We start from the raw sequence: 18761 nt of genomic DNA on the forward strand, positions 1-18761 counted from the left end.
GGGCAAACCTGCAACACGGAGTCACCCCATGATTTTTCCGCCTCCCCGGCGCCTTGCGCGTCGCGCCATCGCCTTGCTGATCTTCGCTGCACTGGCGAACACCGCCGCGTACGCCGACGACACCGGCAGCACCGCAAATCCGCAGGACGCCAAGCAGCTCGGCGCGGTGACCGTCACCGGCACCACCAGTGCGCTGGATCTCTACGGCAGCAGCAACGCCAGCGCCGGCGCCCTGGGCAATCGCAGCCTGCTCGACACGCCTTTCAGCATCAGCACGGCCACGTCGGACCTTATCGTCAACCGCCAAGCCATCGACATCAACGAGGCCTTCGCCACCGATCCGGGCGTGACGCCGCTGGGCAGCGGCTATGCCGGCGAGGAATCGATGTTCGCCGTGCGCGGTCTGCCGGTGGACCTGCTCAACGGCTACAAGATGGACGGCCTGTCCGTGGTCAACTGGGCCAGCGATCTGCCATTGGAGCCCTTCAGCGAAATCCAGCTGCTGAAGGGCGCGGGTGGTTTCATGTACGGCTTCGGCGCACCCGGCGGCATCCTCAACTACGTCTCCAAGCAACCGACGCTGCAGCCCTATGCCAGCTTCACGCTGGGCTACGTGTCCGACGGGGCGCTCGAGGAATCCGCGGATCTCGGCGGCACATTCGGCGGACAAGGCGGCTGGGGCTATCGCCTCAATCTCGTGCACGAGGATGGCAACACCTACGTGCAGGGCGGCCACATCCGCCGCAACGCCGCCTCGCTGGCGCTGACCAAGGACATCGCACCGAATCTGCACTGGCACTTCAACAGCATCTGGCAGGACCGCGACACGCGCGGCACCTACTACGGCATCATCATGGGGCAGTACTACGGCTATCCGGTGGACGTGCACACGCCCGCGCCGCTGGACGGCAGCCAGCGCGTGACCCAGCCCTATACCGGCTACGGCACCTCGATGCGCGTGGCCAACACCGGCCTGAAGTGGGACCTCTCGCCCGACTGGACGGCCAGCCTGGACTACAGCTACGCCGGCCAGACGCGCTCCAACCGCGACAGCGCGATCATCCTCACCGACAACCAGGGCGGTTACACCGACCTCAACTACCTCGGCTACTCGCGCTACAACTACCAGCAGTGGCAGGGCATGCTGCAGGGAAGGTTCGACACCGGCGCGATCGGCCACCAAGTGGTGCTCGGCGCGTCGTGGCAGGCGCTGGATTACCACTACCCGACCGGCCCCTATGCCGACGGGCAGGTGCTCGGGCAGGGCAATCTCTACGACGTGCCCTTGCTGCCGGATCCCGGCACGCCGCTCAGCCGCAGCACCTACCTCGCTGAAACCACCACGCAGCGCGCGGTGTTCGCCAGCGACACGGTGACGTTCTCGCCGCAATGGTCGGCCCTGCTCGGCCTGCGCTACACGGACTACATCGACAAGGACTACGCCGCCGGCAGCAGCCTGCCCACTGCACGCTACGTGCAGAGTCCGCTGACGCCCACCGTCGCCCTGCTCTACAAGCCGACCGCATCCACGACGCTGTACGCCAGCTACGTCGAGTCGCTGGAACAGGCCAGCAGCGCGCCGCTGGGCACGAAGAACCAGTACCAGACGTTCGCGCCGACGCGCAGCAAGCAATACGAACTGGGCGCCAAGACCGAGCACGAAGACTGGAGCGTGGATCTCGCGCTGTTCCGCGTGGAGCGCGGGCTGCAGTACATCAACTCGGACGACGTGTACGTGTCCGACGGACGTACGCGCTACCAGGGCATCGACTTGTCCGGCAAGTTGTCACTGGCGCGTGACTGGACGCTGCTCGGCGGCGTGATGTACCTCGACGCGTACAACCAGCAGGCTTCGGCAGGCGTGCAAGGCATGCGTGCCTACGGCACGCCGCGCGTGCAGGGCAATCTGTATGTGGAATACGCGGTGCCGCATATCGCGGGATTGGTGCTGGATGCCGGCGGCCGCTACGTAGGCAACGAGGCCATCGATGCCAGCAATACCGAGTTCGTCGGTGCGTATCACACCTTCGACATCGGTGCGCGCTACGCCACCAGCCTCGGCGGCCATGCGGTGACCTGGCGAGCCGGCATCGACAACCTCGCCAACGAGAAATACTGGCTTGCCAGCTGGGGATTCATCCTCAACCAGGGGACACCACGCACGGTGCGGGCCAGCGTGACGGTCGCACTGTAAGTGCCACCGCTCATGCTTGGGAATTAGTCCCGCCTACGCGATGAACGGTGCGGCCATGACTCCAGCAGTTCGGAGCGGAGGACCTGGCGCTTGTCGCTCCAACAAGGCTTACCTGCAGGCGGTTTCTGATCCAGGCCTCAGAAAATGTTGGGCAGGCACCGGAGTCCGTTCACGATTTCCGGCTTCCTGCCAGGTCGAGCATCACCGCCGCGGTGCCAGCATCGCGGCAGTGATGCCCGCTTCCACCAGGTTTGCCGGCAACGCCAGACCCAGTGCGAGATGGGCACAGGCTTCGGCCATGGCGGCGCTGGTCTGGATGCCATAGCCGCCTTGTGCGGCAACCCAGAAGAAGCCTTCCGCATCGGGTGCGAAACCGCCCACCAGATCGCCTTCCGTGCCGACGAAGCTGCGCAGGCCGGCCCAGCTCCGCGTCGGGCGGTTGATCGTCATCGTGGTGGCCTGCTCGATGCGGTCGATGCCCAAGGCGATGTCGAAATCCTCCGGCTGCACGTCGTGCGGCGGCACCGGGTCGGCGTTGGCGGGCGAGCCCAGCAGCAGGCCGGCATCGGGCTTGAAGTAGAAGCTCTCCTCCGCATCGATCACGAAGGGCCAATGCGACGTGTCGAGGCCCTTGGGCGGCTCGAACAGGAAGGCGGTGCGCCGCTTCGGCTGCAGGCCCAGCGGCGCCACGCCGGCGAGGCGCGCCACCTCGTCCGCCCACGCGCCCGCGGCGTCGAGCAGCAGCGGCGCGCGGTACACCGCTTCGCCGCAGTCGATGTTCCACTGCCCCTGCCCGCGTTCGATCGAGCGGATGGCCACGTCGACGCGCAGCGTACCGCCGCGCTGGCGCAGGCCGCGCAGGAAACCCTGGTGCAATTCGTTGACGTCGATGTCGGCCGCGCCGGGCTCGAGCATGCCGATCTGCGCGGCCTCCGGCTTCAGCACCGGCACCATCGCCTGCACCTCGTCGGCATCGAGCAGGCGCAGGTCGGGGATGTGCGCGCGGTTCTCCACGTACATCGCACGCACCGCATCCGCCTGTTCGGCGCTGCCGATCACCAGCGTGGGGCGCTGCGCCAGGATGGGGTGCTCGGCGAAACCTTCCGGCGGATGCTCGAGAAACGGCCGCGTGGCCCGCGACAGCGCGCGCACCTGTGCCGACCCGTAGGTTTCGCTGAACAGCGCCGCGGAGCGTCCCGTGGAATGCATGCCCGGCCACGCCTCGCGCTCCAGCACCAGCACGCGCGCGTGCGGCGCCATGAACCACGCGACCGAAGCGCCGGCCATGCCGGCACCGATGACGATGGCGTCGAAGTCGTTCGCCTGCATGTTCAATCCTGTTTCGTGTGGCCTTCCCCGTTTGCCGGGGAAACGTTGGAAGTGTCGTTGCGCGATTGCCGTGCGACCACGCTGGCCACGGTGAGGTCGGCGGTGACGTTGCCCAGCGTGGCGAACACGTCGGGCAAGGTATCCACCGCCAGCATCAGGCCCAGCGGCGCCAGCGGCACGCCCATCGCCTGCGCCACCGGCAGGTTGGTCGCCATGAAGGTGACCTGGCCGGGCAGGCCCACCGAACCCAGGCTGATCACCACGGCCAGCGCCGCGGCGGCGGCGAGCTGCGCGGCGCCCACGTCGGTGCCGGTGGCCCACGCGATGAAGCACGCCGAGGCGATGTACTGCACCGGGCTGGTGAGCCGGCACAGCGACACCGCCATCGGCAGCACCAGCGCGGTGACCTGCTGCGGATAGCCCAGTCGCCGCTCCGCGCTTTCCAGCATCGCCGGCAGCGAAGCGAGCGAGGACTGCGTGCTGGCCGCCACCGCCTGCGCCGGCGCCAGCGCGACCACGAAGCGGCGCAGACGCTCGCCGCCCCACAGCACCGCCACCGGCAGCATCAGCACGGTGACCACGAGGTACAGGATGATTTCCACCAGCACATACACGCCCAGCGCGCGCACCATGCCCAGACCGGCACGCGCGCACACGGCGAGGATCAGCGCGAACACGCCCAGCGGCGCCAGCCACAACACCCAGCGCACGATCACGATCATCGCGTCGGCCATGGCCTGGAAGAATTCCACCAGCATCGCGCGGCGCGACGGCTGCAGCTGCGTGAGCGCGAAGCCGAGGAACAACGCGAACACCACCACCGGCAGCATCGCGCTCTGCGCCGCGGCCATCAGCGCGTTGCTGGGCACGATGCCGGCGAACCAGTCGGCCCAGCCCGGTGCCGAGACTGCCGTGGCGTTTACGGGGTGGCCGCTCAGCGCCGCGCCCAGTGCCGGGTTGTGCGGAAACATCGCCAGCAACGGCGGCGCCAGCAGCGCGGCGACCGCCGCCCCCAATGCCAGGATCGCGATGATGGCAATGAGCGCGCGCCGCGCGATCCGCCCGGAAGCCGCTGCATCGCTGGCCGTGTTCACGCCCACCACCACCAGCGCCAACACCAGCGGCACCACCGTCATCTGCAGCGCGTTCAACCACAGATGGCCGATGGGCTGCGCCACATTTGCCGCGTGCTGCGCCCAGGCCGGCGCCCAGGTCGCCAGCGCCAGCCCGGCCAGTGCGCCCGCAACCAAACTGGATAAAACCCGCGTGGTGGCGCTCATCGGCCGGCCTTCATGTCGGGCAGCTGCCATGCGTGGCGCAGGCGCGCGTATTCGTCCTGCGGCAACAGCACGAACACCGGATGCGCCTGCGGCTTCAGCCACGCCAGCAGGCGCTGCATGGTGTCCGGCGTCATCGCGGTGCAACCGGTGGTGCCCGTGGTCGGCGACGACCACAGGTGCGCGAAGATGCAGCTGCCGCCACGCGCCACGCCGTCCGGGTTGTGCTCGATCACGAAACCGATGCGGTAGGCCTGGTCGCCGTGCATGTGCAGGTCGCGCCGCATCGGTTCGCTGGAACCCTTGAGTGCTGCCTCGCCCACCTTCGCCGTATCGGCAATGCGGTTGTAGAGCGGCGTGCCGCTGACGTCCATGCAGTAGTCGGTGGCAGTGAGCGCGAGATACGGCATCGACGTGTCCACATGCGCTGCGTAGCCGAAGGTGCTGCCGATGCGGAACACCCCGGCCGGGCTGCGGCCGTCGCCTTCGTGCTTCTGCGGGCCACCCTGCTGCGCCGGGCTCAGGCCAAGGCCCCAGGCCGAGCCGCTCTGACCGATCACCACTGGCTTCGCCGCGCCGACTTCATGCCACGCGCCACCGTGGTTGCGCTGGTAGGTGCGCAGCGTCCCTTCGATCGTGTTCCAGTCGGGCACGGTGACCAGCACCATCTGGTCGGCACTGGACCAGGCATCAGCCGGATCCGTGGCGGCAATGGCATGGCCCGCGAAGGCGAGGCCGGCGATCAGCAAGGCGACGAAATGGCTACGCATGGATGACGAATCCTCCATCGAAGGGACCCCTCTCCCTTCGGGAGAGGGTGCCGGCAGGCGGGTGAGAGTTCGGGCGGAGACAGGCGTTGCGGCAAGACCGCACCCTCACCCCAACCCCTCTCCCGGCGGGAGAGGAGCTCAAGCTCGTGGCGCCGATGAAAACCTGGGCGCCCATCAAGGCTCCAGCACCTGCTGGATGCGTTCCAGGTTGGCGACAAGCTGCGCATGGCGCGTGTCGTCGCCTTCGCAAAGCTGCACGAACAGCACGTCCAGCAGGTGCTGCAGCGCGGACTGGTAGAGCAGCGACTGGATGTACGGCCGCTCGTCGTGCGCGGACACCAGCAGGGCCGCATCGGCCAGCGTGCGCAGCGGATTGGCGCTGTGCCGGGTCACGCTGACCACCATGCCGCGACGCTCGCGGAAATGCCGGCCGATCTTGCACAGCGCCGGATGGTTGCCGTGCTCGGAGAACACCAGCAGCACGTCGCCGGGGCCGGCGGCGGAGACGTTGGCGGCCATCCGTGCGATGTCGAAGTTGTGCACCACGGGCAGGCCGAGCAGCGCGAGCTTGTACGCGAAGCCGCGCGCGTGGATGTCGTCCTCGCCGAGGCCGATGAGGAACACCTTGCCGCTGCGGCCGGCCTTGGCCATGGCCTTGATCACCGCGGCCAGCGTCTGCGGCGGGTTGATGAGGCGCGTGGCCTCTTCCGCCTCGGACTTGCGCCGCCACAGGCCGGTAGCCAACGACTCGCCGGTCTCGCCATGGACCTGCGCGGCGGTTTCCACGTCGTCGCCGTTGTCGGCGCGCGCGATCGCCTCGCCCACCGAATACTTGAGGTCGGGATAACCCTTGAAGCCCAGCTTCTGGGTGAACTTCACCACGCTGGACTGACTGATGCCCAGCGCGTTGGCGAGCTGCTGCGAGGAGTAGTCGCGCAGCAGCTGTGCGTTGTCCAGCACGAAGTCGGCGATGCGGCGTTCCACCGCCGACATCTGGTCGCGCTCGGAGCGGATCTTTACCAGGGGAGACATGCGGCACTCCGCCTCAGACCACGCTGCCGGTTTCCAGCCCGCGGATCTCGCGGATGCCCAGGCCCGGCGCATCCGTCACCGAGATTTCGGACTCGTTGAAGTTCACGCCGCCATCCACCGGATTGAACTGGCACAGCGAAGGGCCGTCCAGATCCACCTTGGTGATCGCGTTGGACTTGGCCACCGCTACATGCACCGCCGCCGCCACGCTGATCGAGGTTTCCAGCATGCAGCCGATCATGCATTCCACGCCGTGCAGCGCAGCGATGTCGGCGATCTTGATGGCGTTGGAGATGCCGCCGGTCTTCATCAGCTTGATGTTGATGATGTCGGCGGCGCGCAGGCGGATCAGGTCGATCACCTCCATCGGCCCGAACACGCTTTCGTCGGCCATGATCGGCGTGTGCACGCGCTCGGTGACGTAGCGCATGCCTTCCAGGTCGCGCGCCTTCACCGGCTGCTCGACCAGCTCCAGCTTGATGCCGGCCTCTTCCAGCGTCTGCAGCGCATACACCGCCTGCTTGGCCGTCCAGCCCTGGTTGGCGTCCAGCCGCAGCAGCGCGCGGCCTTCGACCGCCGCGTAGATCGCCTTGACGCGCTCGATGTCGACGCCGATGTCTTTGCCCACCTTGATCTTCAGCGACTCGAAACCGCGCTCCACCGCGGCGACGGAATCGGCCACCATCTTGTCGATGTAGTCCACGCTGATGGTGATGTCGGTGGTGATCACCGGATCGCCGCCGCCTAGCAGCTTGTACAGCGGCGCGCCGTAGAGCTGGCCCCATAGGTCGTACAGCGCGATCTCCACCGCCGCCTTGGCGCTGGTGTTCTTCTCCATCGACGACTGCACCAGATGAGTCAGCCGGTTGAGCTCGGCCACGTCCTGGCCGAGCAGGCGCGGCGTGATGTAGTGGCGGATCGCGTCGGTGATCGAGCCGTGGGTGTCGCCGGTAATCACCGCGGTGGCCGGCGCCTCGCCGTAACCGACGTGGCCGGTGTCGGTGTGCACCATCACCACGATGTCCTCGACCTGGTTCACGGTGCGCAGCGCCGTCTTGAACGGTGTCTTCAGCGGCACCCGCAGCATGCCGAATTGGATGTCGGTGATTTTCATGGGCGACCGTGTCCGTGTGGTTCGTGGAAGGGTGATGGCGATCAGCGGCGCATGCGCACGATGCTGGTCATGTGGTCGATGAAGGTGGAGCCGTCCTTGCCATAGAGCATCGGCAGCAAGGGCGTCACCGACACCGCGTTGAGCTTGACGTGCGCTACGGAACCATCCGGCTTGAGATAGCTCATGCCCAGCACGTCGTGGATCACCCAGGGCTGCCCCTGCCACTGGCCCAGCACCATCATCACGTGGCCGGGAATGTAGACCAGGTCGCCGAGCCGCAACTGCATCGCCGCCTGCAGACGCACCGCGTGGCTGTCGGCGGCGGTGAACAGGCGATGCTCCAGCGCGGGGCTCTTGGCCTGGTCGCCGGTGTTGCGCGGCATCTGCACGCCGAGACTGCGGTACACGTCGGAGACGAAGCCCGAGCAGTCGCGGCCGTCGTAGGAATGGCCCCAGCCGTAGCGCTCGCCGAGGAACTTGAATGCCTGGGTGATCAGATTGCGCGGCGTCAGCGGCAGATAGTCGGCAGCGGTATCGGTGTTCTTCTGCAGCAGCGCAGGCACCAGCTCCAGGCTGCCGTCGTCCTTGCGGATGGGCAGCTGCAGCGTATACGCCGCGTACGGCGTCTGGCCGTTCACCGGCTGGTCGGCCGGCAGCGTGGCGAGCAGCGGCACGCGGGTGGCCATGTCCAGCTGCAGTTGCGACACCGCCGGCTGTTCGGGCGTGAACACGGTGCGCACGCTGGGGCCGGTGACGATGCGGTACGGCGTCTTCGCGGCATAGGCCAGCACCGCGTCCTTGGCGCCTTCCGCCACGTACCGCTTCTGCATCCATGCCGCGTAGCGCGGGCTCACCACGAACAGCCACTGGCCGTCGCGGCTGGTATGCACGATGGCCACCGGCGTGCCGGGAAACTCGGCGCTTTCCTGGAAGCGGTCGATGTCGTGGTCGTCGTCGCTGCTGAACACGCGCAGCGTGGTGGGAAAGGTACGCAACGCGGCGCGCTCCACCACCAGACCGTAACGCACCGTGGTCTGCGCGGGGATGGTGTCCAGCGCCATATCGTTTTCGATCTTGTCCAGTGCAGTCGTCGGCACCGGCTGGCCGTGCTCGTCGTACAGCGCGTGCGTGGGCCGCTGCGACAGGTGCCCGATCCACGCTGCTACTTGTTCGCGCGGCAGTGTGGCAGGTAGCGCCGCCAGGTCATGCATGGTGGGATCGAGCTGGAACAGCTTTGCGTTCTGCGCATCGACCTGCGCACGAGAAAGAATCTGCCGGTCGGGCTGCGCCTGCAGGCCGATCCAGAATGCCGGCGTCAGCTGGGCATCGCCCACGCCGAGCACCCCGCTGGGCGGGATGGGCAATGCATTCGCGGGCACGTCGCGCGCCTGCATCGGCGCATGGACCAGCGCGAGCGCGAAAACCAGGGCTGTGAGAACCGGACGCTTCATCGTTTTACCCCCTTCACCGGCATGTCACCGGGCACGGCGACATGGCCGTGCGGCATGCCAAGGAATATTTGATTCCATGTAATTTCATTGTCAGCATAAATTATTGACCGCCATTTGCAAGCGTGCTACACAACGCCGCTGGGGAAGCATCGCGGGGTTCTATCTGATGGCGAACGTGGCAACCACTACACGCTGGAGGACGCGTCTGCTGTTCGCATCGGCTCTGCTGGCCGTTCCCTTCGCAGCCACCTGGGCGACCGACACGCCGGCCAGCATCGCCAGGCTGGTCGACGCCGGCCAGTTCCAGGCCGCCGACGCCGACATCGCTCAGGCGCTGAATCAGACCGGCCTGGATACCGCCACGCGCGATGCCTTGCTGTTCCAGCGCGAACGCATGCGCCGCATCCGCTACGACTTCTCGCTCGATGCCGATGGGTTGAAGGCGCGCATCCGCAAGCAGGTGCCCGACCTGCGCGACGACGAATTCCGCAACTGGGACGAACACGGCCTGCTCGAACGCATGGTGATCGACGGCCGCGTGATGTACTTCAAGCGCGACGCTTCCAACATCTTCCGCCTCAGCGCCGAAGCCGCCGCGCGCCGCGCCCATCCCGCGCCGTTCGACGACGACCCCATGGGCGTGCTGAACGACTACCACCGCGAGGTGCGCTCGGCGGCATTGCAGGAGAACCGCAGCAGCGTGCTGCCGCATCGCGTACGCATCACCCAGACGCTCACCGTCGATGCCGACGCGGTGCCGGCCGGCAAGACCGTGCGCGCTTGGATTCCCTATCCGAAACCGCTGCCGGGCCAGCAGGACGATATCCGCTACGTCAGCAGCGAACCCGCGAAACACGTCATCGCGCCCGATGCCGCGCCGATGCGCACGGCGTATTTCGAAAAACCCGCGCAGGCCGGCAAGCCCACCACCTTCTCGGTCACCTACGAACTCACCCTCTCCGCGCAGTACCACGCCATCGATCCGGCGAAGGTGGTGCCGGCGGCGATCACGACCGAGCTCGCGCCCTACGTGGCCGAACGGCCGCCGCACCTGGTGTTCACCGAGCAGCTGCGGCTGTTCTCGCGGCAGGTCGTCGGCAACGAGAAGAATCCGTACCGCATCGCGCAGAAGCTGTTTGCCGCGGTGGACGAGATCCCGTGGGCCGGCGCGCGCGAATATTCCACCATTCCCAACCTCAGCGACTACACCTTGCATGCCGGCCACGGCGACTGCGGGCAGCAGACGATGCTGCTGATCGCGCTGCTGCGGTTGAACGGCATCCCCGCGCGCTGGCAGTCCGGCGCGATCTTCGCCGACCACGGTTACAACGACATCCACGACTGGGGCCAGCTCTACCTCGCGCCCTACGGCTGGGTGCCGATGGACGTCACCTTCGGTCGCCTGCATCCGGGCGCGCAAGCCAAGCCCGGCGACGATGCGCTGGAATGGTTCTACCTCGGCGGGCTGGATGCCTGGCGCGTCGCCTTCAACAGCGACTTCGGCCAGGGCTTCACGCCGGCCAAGCAGTCGTTCCGCTCCGACAACGTGGATTCGCAGCGCGGCGAAGTCGAATGGAGCGGCGGCAACCTCTACTACGACCAGTGGAACTACAGCTTCGACTGGTCGCCGGTCGACTCTCATTGATTTCCTCATCGATTCCGCAATGAACCCACCCACCATGGACACCCTGCCCTCCACGCATTTCGACGGCGTGGACCTCGTCGCGCTCGCCGAACGGCATGGCACGCCGCTGTACGCCTATTCGGCCAGCGCGATCCGCCAGCGCATCGCCGGCCTGCAGCAGGCGCTGCACGGCATGGACGCGATGATCTGCTATGCAGTCAAGGCCAACGGCAACCGCGCCGTGCTCGAGCTGATGGCGCAGGCCGGACTGGGTGCGGACATCGTTTCCGCCGGCGAGCTGCAGCGCGCGCTGCGCGCCGGCATGCCACCCGAGCGCATCGTGTTCTCCGGCGTGGGCAAGAACGACGAGGAGATCGCCGAGGCGCTGGCCGCGGGCATCCAGCGCTTCAACGTGGAATCGCTGGACGAACTGCACGCCATCGAGCGCATCGCCGGCGAACGCGGCGCGATGGCGCGCGCGGCGGTGCGCATCAATCCCGACGTGGATGCGCTCACCCACGCCAAGATTTCCACCGGCAAGTCGGAAAACAAGTTCGGCGTGAGCATCGCCGAGGCGCGCCGCTGGTTCGATGCGCGCGCCACGCTGCGGCATGTGCGGCTGGACGGCCTGCACGTGCACATCGGCTCGCAGATCCTCTCGCTGGAACCGTACCGCCTGGCGCTGCAGCGCGTGGCTGCGTTCTGGCGCGAACTGCGCGATGCCGGCCATCCCATTGCCAGCATCGACGTGGGCGGCGGCCTGGGCGTGCGCTACCGCGACGGCGATGTGCCGATTGCGCCGGCCGATTACGTGGCGGTGATCCGCGAGGCACTCGCCGGCTTCGAGGGGCGCCTGCTGCTGGAACCGGGCCGCTACCTCGTGGCCGAGGCCGGCGTGCTGCTGACGCGCGTGCTGCGCGTCAAGCAGGGCGAAGCACGCAACTTCCTGGTGCTGGACGCGGCGATGAACGATCTCGCCCGCCCCAGCCTGTACGACGCCTGGCACGACATCGTGCCGGTGTCGGACAAAGTGCGGCCGCCAGCCGTCTACGACGTGGTGGGCCCGGTCTGCGAAACCGGCGACACCTTTGCGCAGGCCCGCACATTGCCTACCTGCGCAGCGGGCGATCTGGTGATGATCCGCGGCACCGGTGCCTATGGCTCCTCCATGGCCTCCACCTACAACTCGCGGCCGCTGGCCGCCGAAGTGCTGCTCGACCGCGGCCGGTTCGCCCTGGTGCGCCGACGGCAGACGCTGGACGACATGCTGGCCGGCGAACAGTCGGCCGGCCAGTGGGAGACGACATGAAACTCATCGCGCGCATGAAACTCGCTCTCCCTTCCAGGGCACTCGGAAAGCGACCACGGATGACCGCAACTTCGAAGAACGAGGAAAGGGTTGGCACGAAGGCCCTCCTTTGCTTCGCCCTGCTGGCCACGTTCACGCTTGCCGGCACTGCACAGGCCGCCACGTCGGCAACACCTTCGGCGAACGGCGACTACGACCGCATCCTCGACACCGTGGTCGCGCGCTACCACCTGCCCGGCATTGCGCTGGGCGTAATCGAAAACGGCAAGGTGGTCTATGTCGCCACGCGTGGCGAAACCGTCGCCGGCTCAGGGCAGAAAATCACGCCGCGCACGCTGTTCAAGATCGCCTCCAACAGCAAGGCGATGACCACCGCCCTGCTTGGCCGCCTGGTCGACCAGGGCAAGCTGCACTGGGACGACCCGGTGACGAAATACCTGCCCGACTTCAGCATGTACGACCCCTGGGTCACGCAGAACATGCGCGTGGCCGACCTGCTCACGCACTCCAGCGGCCTGCCCGAGGGCGGCGGCGACCTGATGCTGTGGCCGGAGCCGAACGCGTTCACCCGCGCCGACATCATCCACGGCCTGCGCTACATCAAGCCCGGTTACAGCTTCCGTTCGAAATACGAGTACGACAACCTGCTCTACGTGGTCGCCGGCGAAGTCGCCGCCGCCGCGGGCGGTGCGCCTTACGAAACGCTGATGCATCGCGAGGTGTTCCAGCCGCTGGGGCTTTCGCGCTGCCAGGTCGGCGAGTGGAACCGCGATACGGTGGGCGACGTGGCCGCACCGCACGCGCGCGAGGACGGCCGCAACATCCCGCAGCAATCGGACAACCCGGTCATCCCCGCGATCACCTCCGCTCCGGCCGGCGGCATCCGCTGCGACCTGGACGACATGCTGACCTGGGCGCGCAACTGGCTGGTGCCCACGCCGGCGCAATTGCAATGGCTGTCGGCGGAACAGCGCCACGTGCTGCAGTCGCCGCACATGCTGATCCCCGTCTCCGAGCAGCGCCGCGACTGGGACAACAGCCACATCATGGCCTACGGCTACGGCTGGCGCATGACCGACGTGGACGGCACCTGGACGGTGTGGCACACCGGCACGCTGGACGGCATGTACTCCGAACTGATGCTGCTGCCCGACCGGAAGAACGGCTTCGTGTTCCTCATCAACGGCGAGGCGGAATCCGCGCGCACCGTGCTCGGCGAAGCGCTGCTCAAGCACTTCACCCAGCCGGACGATACGCACGATGTCACGTGGTACGCGGATGCGCAGCAGCGCGCCGACGAGCAGGCCAGCAAGCGCGCCGCCGCGCCCGACACCTCGAAGGCCACCCCTGTCGCGCCTGCTGCCTTGGCCGCGTGGACGGGCCGCTACCGCGACCCGTGGCTGGGCGATCTCCTGTTGTGCCCGGAGAACGGCCGCGTGCATTTCGCCGCCGCTAAGTCGCCGCGGCTCAACGGCGACGTGATGCGCTTGGGCAACCGCGACCTGGTGCACTGGAGCAACCACGGCATGGACCCCGATGCCTGGCTGGATTTCCATCCCGCGCAAGGCGGCCAGCCTGCCACGCTGACCATGGCCAAGGTCGATGCGCTGGGCGACTTCAGTTCCGACTACGAAGACCTGCACTTCGTGCGCACCGGAGACTGCCCGTGAAACCTCAGCTGCTGCTTGCCGCCCTGCTCGCACTGCCGTTCGCCGCGAGAGCCGACCAGCCGCCGCCGCAGCTTTCGCCCGCGAAAACCGCCGCGCAGGCGAACCTGGTGGACATCCGCAGCCTGGTGCCCGACATCGCCGAGGACATCAAGTACGCCGGCAGCGACAACTTCGTCGGCCGGCCGGCGGATGGCTACCTCGCACCCAAGTGCCTGCTGCTGCGTCCAGCCGCCGAAGCGCTGGCCCGCGTCGAGCGCGACCTGCGCGCGCAGCACTATCGGCTCAAGCTGTGGGACTGCTACCGCCCTGCCCGTGCGGTGGCGGACTTCGTGCGCTGGGCGCACGACCTCGGCGACCAGCGCAGCAAACCGCAGCACTACCCGAACCTCGACAAGTCGCAGCTGCTGGGCGACTACATCGCACCCGTCTCCGGCCACAGCCGCGGCGCCACCGTGGACCTCACCATGGAACGCTGCGCCACCGCCGACACGCACTGCACGCCGCTGGACATGGGCACCGGCTTCGACTGGTTCGGCGTACGCGCCCACACCGACGCGCCCGGCATCAGCGCGGAACAGCACGCCCATCGCCTGCTGCTGCGCTCGGCGATGGAGCACGAAGGCTTCCAGAACTACATGCTGGAATGGTGGCACTACACGCTCACGCCCGAACCCACGCCGCAATGGCTTTACGACGTGCCCGTGCAATGAACGCCACATCTTCGCCGCACCCCATGCACTCCCATCCCTGCCGCCGGGAGCGCGGCGCAAGCTTCGGCGCCCGGAGAACCACCATGCGCTTTGCCGCCACCTTCGTCGTATCGATGCTCACCGCCGGCGCAGCAGGCGCCTCGACCACCGACGCCATCAACAACGCCAACCAGCTGATGCAGAAATACACCGGCGACGTGCCCGGTGCCTCGCTGTTGGTCATCAAGGACGGCAAGCCGCTGCTCGACCGCGGCTACGGCATGGCCGATCTCGAACAGCATGTCGCCGCCACCTCCGCCACCGACTACCGCCTCGCCTCCGTCACCAAGCAGTTCACCGCTGCCGCGATCCTGCTGCTGGCGCAGGACGGCAAGCTGAAGCTCGACGACTCGATCCGCCACTGGCTGCCCTCGTTGCCCGCCTTCACCGACCAGGTGACGCTGCGCGAACTGCTCAGCCACACCGGCGGCCTGCTCGACTACGAAGACCTGGTGCCGGCCGACCGCACCGCACAGCTCAACGACGGCGATGTGCTGCGCATGGTCTCCGCCACCACGCACGGCTATTTCCCGCCCGGCAGCGCCTACCGCTACAGCAACACCGGCTACGTGCTGCTCGGGCTGGTGGTGGAGAAGTCCTCGGGCATGGCGCTGCAGGACTTTCTCGCGCGGCGCATCTTCCAGCCGCTGCACATGGACCACACCCTACTCTACGTGCACGACGTCAAGACTGTGCCGAACCGCGCTTACGGCTACAGCGAGACCGACGGCCGCTGGCAGCGCACCGATCAGGACATGACCAGCGCCACCCGCGGCGACGGCGGCATCTATTCCAACATCGACGACCTCGCGAAATGGGATGCCGCGCTGTACGACGGCCGCCTGCTGAGCGATGCCTCGCGCAAACTGGCCTTCACCGCGCATGTGAAAGTCGTCGGCGAGCCGTACGAAGCCGGTTACGGTTTCGGCTGGCGCATCACCGGCGACACGCTGTGGCATTCCGGCGAGAGCATCGGCTTCCGCAACGTGATCGTGCGCTGGCCGAAGCAGCACCTCACGGTGATCCTGCTCAGCAACCGCAACGATCCGGAACCCTACCGCACCGCGCTGGCGATCGCCGAGCCGTTCCTGCAACACTGAGCCATCCATCGGGACATCGCATCCATGCACGCCTCGCCCGACACGCCGCGCAGCCGCTTCGCCATCGTCCGCCTTGCGGCACTGCTGGCCGCCTTTCTGCTGCTCGCCGCCTGCGCCCACGCGCCGCCCCGCAATCCGTTGGCGACCTGGGTGCCTTCGCCGAACTACGACATCCGCCGGCCGGTGCTGATCGTGCTGCACTTCACCGACGAGCACTCCGCGCAGGAAGCGCTGGACACCCTGCGCACGCGCAACAGCGGCGGTCCGGTGAGTGCGCACTACCTGATCGGCAGCGACGGCCACGTCTACCAGCTGGTGCCCGACCAGCTGCGCGCATGGCAGGCCGGGCCGGGACGCTGGGGCACCATCACCGACCTCAACTCCGCCTCCATCGGCATCGAGCTGGACAACGACGGCCACTCGCCGTTCGCGCAGCCGCAGATCGCCAGCCTGCTGCGCCTGCTGGCCGACCTCACCACCCGACTGCATATCCCGCCCACGCAGATCATCGGCCACGAGGATCTCGCGCCCGGCCGCAAGGACGATCCCGGCCCGCTGTTCCCGTGGCAGCAACTCGCCGATGCCGGTTTCGGCCGCTGGCCGCACGCGCCGCTGTGCGATCCGCCGCCCGGTTTCGATCCGTGGATGGCGATGGCCGTGGTCGGTTATGCGCTGGACGATCGCGCCGCCGCCGTGCGCTCCTTCCATCACCACTTCCGTGGCATGGAGGGCGACACGCTGGATGCGCAGGATCTGCGCATCCTCTACAACCTCGCGCAGCAGATCGAGCCCAGCGCCAACACCTGCACCGCACCTTCGCCGCAGGCGCCCACCAACTAAGGACGGGCCAGCACGCTCGCCGTGTAGCTCTCCACCACCAGGCTGAAGGGCTGGTTGTCCTGCGTGTACAACAAGGCGCGGTGTTGCAGCACGTGCTGCGGTATCGCCAATGGCTGGCCGCTTGCCGGCGGCAGCGCCGCACCGCTGTCCCAGCCCTGCGGCAACGGCGACCACAGCAGGTCGGCGGAAAGCGTCTGGCGGTGGAAATGCAGCGGCTGCACTACTTTGCCGAACGGCACGTCGCTGGTGTCGAGCTGCCGGTTCATCGCCGCCGTCAGCCGGGACGGCACGTACCAGTTGTCGGCGTCGGAAAGCACCGTGTCGCCGCAGGCCAGCTGCACGCGGCGGTAGCGCACCGGTTCGCTTGCGGCTATGCCAAGCAGTGCGCGCCCGTCCGGCGGCAGCGGCTTGTCTTCGCCCTGCACGCGATGCGCCAGGATCTTCGCCTGCGCCGCCAGGTGATGTTCGCCGCACCAGTGCTCCAGGGTCAGCGTGGCGCTGGGATGGCTCAGCAGTTCGGCATTGAGCGTCTGCAGTTCGGCCAGCGCTTGCGTGCGGGCGAGCGGTGTGTCCGGCCAGCTGTCTCGCGCGGCGACGACGGGTGCGACCGCCAGCACCAGCGCGCCACATGCCGCGAGGTATCGCGGGCAGGTACTCACAACCCCTGCGCCGCCTGCGCCACCGCGCGGAACAGCGCACGCCCTTTGTTCATGGTCTCCTCCCACTCGGCGGCGGGATCGGAGTCGTAGACGATGCCGGCGCCGGCCTGCACGTGCAGGCGACCGTCCTGGATCACCGCAGTGCGGATCGCGATAGCGGTGTCGGCATCGCCCCACCAGCCGATCCAGCCGATCGCGCCGGCGTAGATGTTGCGCTTGTACGGTTCCAGCTCCTGGATGATCTCCAGCGCGCGGATCTTCGGCGCGCCGCTCAGCGTGCCGGCCGGGAAAGTGGCCTTGAGCACGTCCATGTAGCTCAGGTCCGGCTTCGCCGTGCCCTGCACCTGCGAGACGATGTGCATTACGTGCGAGTAGCGCTCGATCGCGAAGGATTCGCTCACCTCCACCGTGCCCGTCTCGCTGATGCGGCCGATGTCGTTGCGGCCCAGGTCGATCAGCATCACGTGCTCGGCGCGCTCCTTGGGATCGGCGAGCAGCTCGGCTTCCAGCGCCTGGTCCTCTTCCTCGGTGGCGCCGCGCTTGCGCGTGCCGGCCAGCGGCCGCACCAGCACCTTGCCGTCCTTCAGCCGCGCCAGGATCTCCGGCGAGGAGCCCACGATCTGCGTGCCGCCGAGGTCGACGAAATACATGTAGGGCGACGGGTTCAGCGCGCGCAACGCGCGGTACACGTCCACCGGCCGCGCGTTGAAACCCACGCTCAGGCGCTGCGAAGGCACCACCTGGAAGATGTCGCCCGCGCGGATGTACTCCTTCGCGCGCTCCACCATCGCTTCGAACTCCTCCTTGGTGAAGGAGGAAGTGAAGTCGCCTTCGTCCAGCGCGACGGATTGCGTGAGATGCGGATACGCCGCGCCGCCCTGGCGCAGGCGGTGCACCAGCGCGTCGAGCCGGCGCTGCGCGCGCGCATACGCCTGCGGCTGCGACGGGTCGGCGTGCACGATCAGGTACAGGCGGCCCTTGAGGTTGTCGAACACCGCGACTTCCTCAGCCAGCATCAGCAGCACGTCGGGCGTGCCCAGCTCGTCGGCGCGGTCCCACTGCGCAAGGCGCGGTTCGATGTAGCCGATGGTCTCGAAGCCGAAGTAGCCGACCAGGCCGCCGCTGAACGCCGGCAGCTGCGGCAGGCGCGGCACGTCGTACTGTTGGCGCAGCTTCTCGATCTCGCCCAGTGGGTCCTCGAGATGGCGGCGCTCGACGATTTCGCCCGAGTCCTCCACTTCCAGCTCGTGCCCGCGCAGGCGGTACACGCGTTTCGCCGGCAGGCCGATGATGGAGTAGCGACCCCAGGTGGCGCCGCCCTCGACCGACTCGAACAGGAAGGTGTACGGGCCGTCGGCCAGCTTCAGGTACACCGACAGCGGCGTGTCGAGGTCGGAAAACACCTCGCGCACCAGCGGGATGCGGGTGTGGCCCTGCGCGGCCAGCGCGTCGAAATCGCTACGGGAGATCACGGATTGACCATTTCACGGAAACGGGTTGCACACGATAGCAGGGCGGCGCGGGTTTACGGATGGACATCCATACGAAATCCGGCCTGTCCGGAATTGCCGGCTTTGCTGCCCCCGCTTTCGAGACGCCTGGGAATTGTTGCTTGCCGCAAGTTTCCAAGCCCGCGAAAGAGC

General features: G+C 67.6%; 15 protein-coding genes. 7 read left to right on the forward strand and 8 right to left on the reverse strand.

The window, feature by feature from the left end:
• Positions 1-28 precede the first annotated feature (28 nt).
• Entirely contained in the window at positions 29-2194 is a 2166-nt protein-coding gene (locus IHE46_RS01335) for a TonB-dependent siderophore receptor (RefSeq protein WP_192162780.1), read from the forward strand.
• 201 nt (positions 2195-2395) lie between these two features.
• On the opposite strand, the gene IHE46_RS01340 is transcribed toward IHE46_RS01335, so the two are convergent.
• The 6 genes from IHE46_RS01340 to IHE46_RS01365 all read right to left on the reverse strand — a co-directional run bounded on the left by IHE46_RS01340 (position 2396) and on the right by IHE46_RS01365 (position 9167).
• Positions 2396-3523 carry an FAD-binding oxidoreductase gene (locus IHE46_RS01340; protein ID WP_192162782.1) on the reverse strand — a complete coding sequence of 376 codons (1128 nt, stop codon included), beginning with the start codon at positions 3521-3523 and terminating at the stop codon, positions 2396-2398.
• Between the two features lie 2 nt (positions 3524-3525).
• The gene (locus tag IHE46_RS01345; protein WP_192162784.1) at positions 3526-4803 is read right to left on the reverse strand and encodes a cation:dicarboxylase symporter family transporter; all 1278 of its coding nucleotides are present in this window, start codon (positions 4801-4803) and stop codon (positions 3526-3528) included.
• Complete coding sequence (locus tag IHE46_RS01350) at positions 4800-5570, reverse strand: hypothetical protein (protein WP_192162786.1); 771 nt, start codon at positions 5568-5570, stop codon at positions 4800-4802. The genes IHE46_RS01345 and IHE46_RS01350 overlap by 4 nt, the downstream gene beginning before the upstream one ends.
• A 174-nt stretch (positions 5571-5744) precedes the next feature.
• Positions 5745-6602, reverse strand: a complete 858-nt coding sequence (locus tag IHE46_RS01355; protein ID WP_192162787.1) for a MurR/RpiR family transcriptional regulator — start codon at positions 6600-6602, stop codon at positions 5745-5747.
• Positions 6603-6615: 13 nt separating this feature from the next.
• Positions 6616-7716: a dipeptide epimerase gene (locus tag IHE46_RS01360; RefSeq protein WP_192162789.1), complete on the reverse strand. Its 1101-nt coding sequence runs from the start codon at positions 7714-7716 to the stop codon at positions 6616-6618.
• 41 nt (positions 7717-7757) lie between these two features.
• Positions 7758-9167, reverse strand: a complete 1410-nt coding sequence (locus IHE46_RS01365; protein WP_192162791.1) for an SH3 domain-containing protein — start codon at positions 9165-9167, stop codon at positions 7758-7760.
• Positions 9168-9393: 226 nt separating this feature from the next.
• Between IHE46_RS01365 and IHE46_RS01370 the strand changes: the two genes are divergently transcribed.
• The 6 genes from IHE46_RS01370 (at position 9394) to IHE46_RS01395 (ending at position 16459) form a co-directional block, all read left to right on the forward strand.
• Entirely contained in the window at positions 9394-10812 is a 1419-nt protein-coding gene (locus IHE46_RS01370; RefSeq protein ID WP_225562748.1) for a transglutaminase domain-containing protein, read from the forward strand.
• A gap of 19 nt (positions 10813-10831) precedes the next feature.
• Positions 10832-12100 (forward strand): diaminopimelate decarboxylase, encoded by a 1269-nt coding sequence (gene lysA, locus IHE46_RS01375; protein ID WP_192162794.1) that lies wholly within the window; start codon positions 10832-10834, stop codon positions 12098-12100.
• A 59-nt stretch (positions 12101-12159) separates the two neighbouring features.
• Positions 12160-13770 carry a serine hydrolase gene (locus IHE46_RS01380; RefSeq protein ID WP_192162796.1) on the forward strand — a complete coding sequence of 537 codons (1611 nt, stop codon included), beginning with the start codon at positions 12160-12162 and terminating at the stop codon, positions 13768-13770.
• Positions 13767-14480, forward strand: a complete 714-nt coding sequence (locus tag IHE46_RS01385) for a M15 family metallopeptidase (protein WP_343229971.1) — start codon at positions 13767-13769, stop codon at positions 14478-14480. The genes IHE46_RS01380 and IHE46_RS01385 overlap by 4 nt, the downstream gene beginning before the upstream one ends.
• A gap of 83 nt (positions 14481-14563) precedes the next feature.
• On the forward strand, positions 14564-15619 hold the full coding sequence (locus IHE46_RS01390; RefSeq protein WP_192162798.1) for a serine hydrolase domain-containing protein: 1056 nt from the start codon (positions 14564-14566) through the stop codon (positions 15617-15619).
• 24 nt (positions 15620-15643) lie between these two features.
• The gene (locus tag IHE46_RS01395) at positions 15644-16459 is read left to right on the forward strand and encodes an N-acetylmuramoyl-L-alanine amidase (protein ID WP_192162800.1); all 816 of its coding nucleotides are present in this window, start codon (positions 15644-15646) and stop codon (positions 16457-16459) included.
• Here IHE46_RS01395 and IHE46_RS01400 read toward each other — a convergent pair.
• Positions 16456-17118: a hypothetical protein gene (locus IHE46_RS01400; RefSeq protein ID WP_192162802.1), complete on the reverse strand. Its 663-nt coding sequence runs from the start codon at positions 17116-17118 to the stop codon at positions 16456-16458. The two genes, IHE46_RS01395 and IHE46_RS01400, sit on opposite strands and share 4 nt — an antisense overlap.
• Positions 17115-18590, reverse strand: a complete 1476-nt coding sequence (gene trpE, locus IHE46_RS01405) for an anthranilate synthase component I (protein ID WP_192162804.1) — start codon at positions 18588-18590, stop codon at positions 17115-17117. Before trpE ends, IHE46_RS01400 begins: the two co-directional genes overlap by 4 nt.
• Positions 18591-18761 lie beyond the last annotated feature (171 nt).

Source organism: Rhodanobacter sp. DHG33, assembly GCF_014843005.1.
In the GTDB taxonomy this organism is placed as follows: Bacteria; Pseudomonadota; Gammaproteobacteria; order Xanthomonadales; family Rhodanobacteraceae; genus Rhodanobacter_A.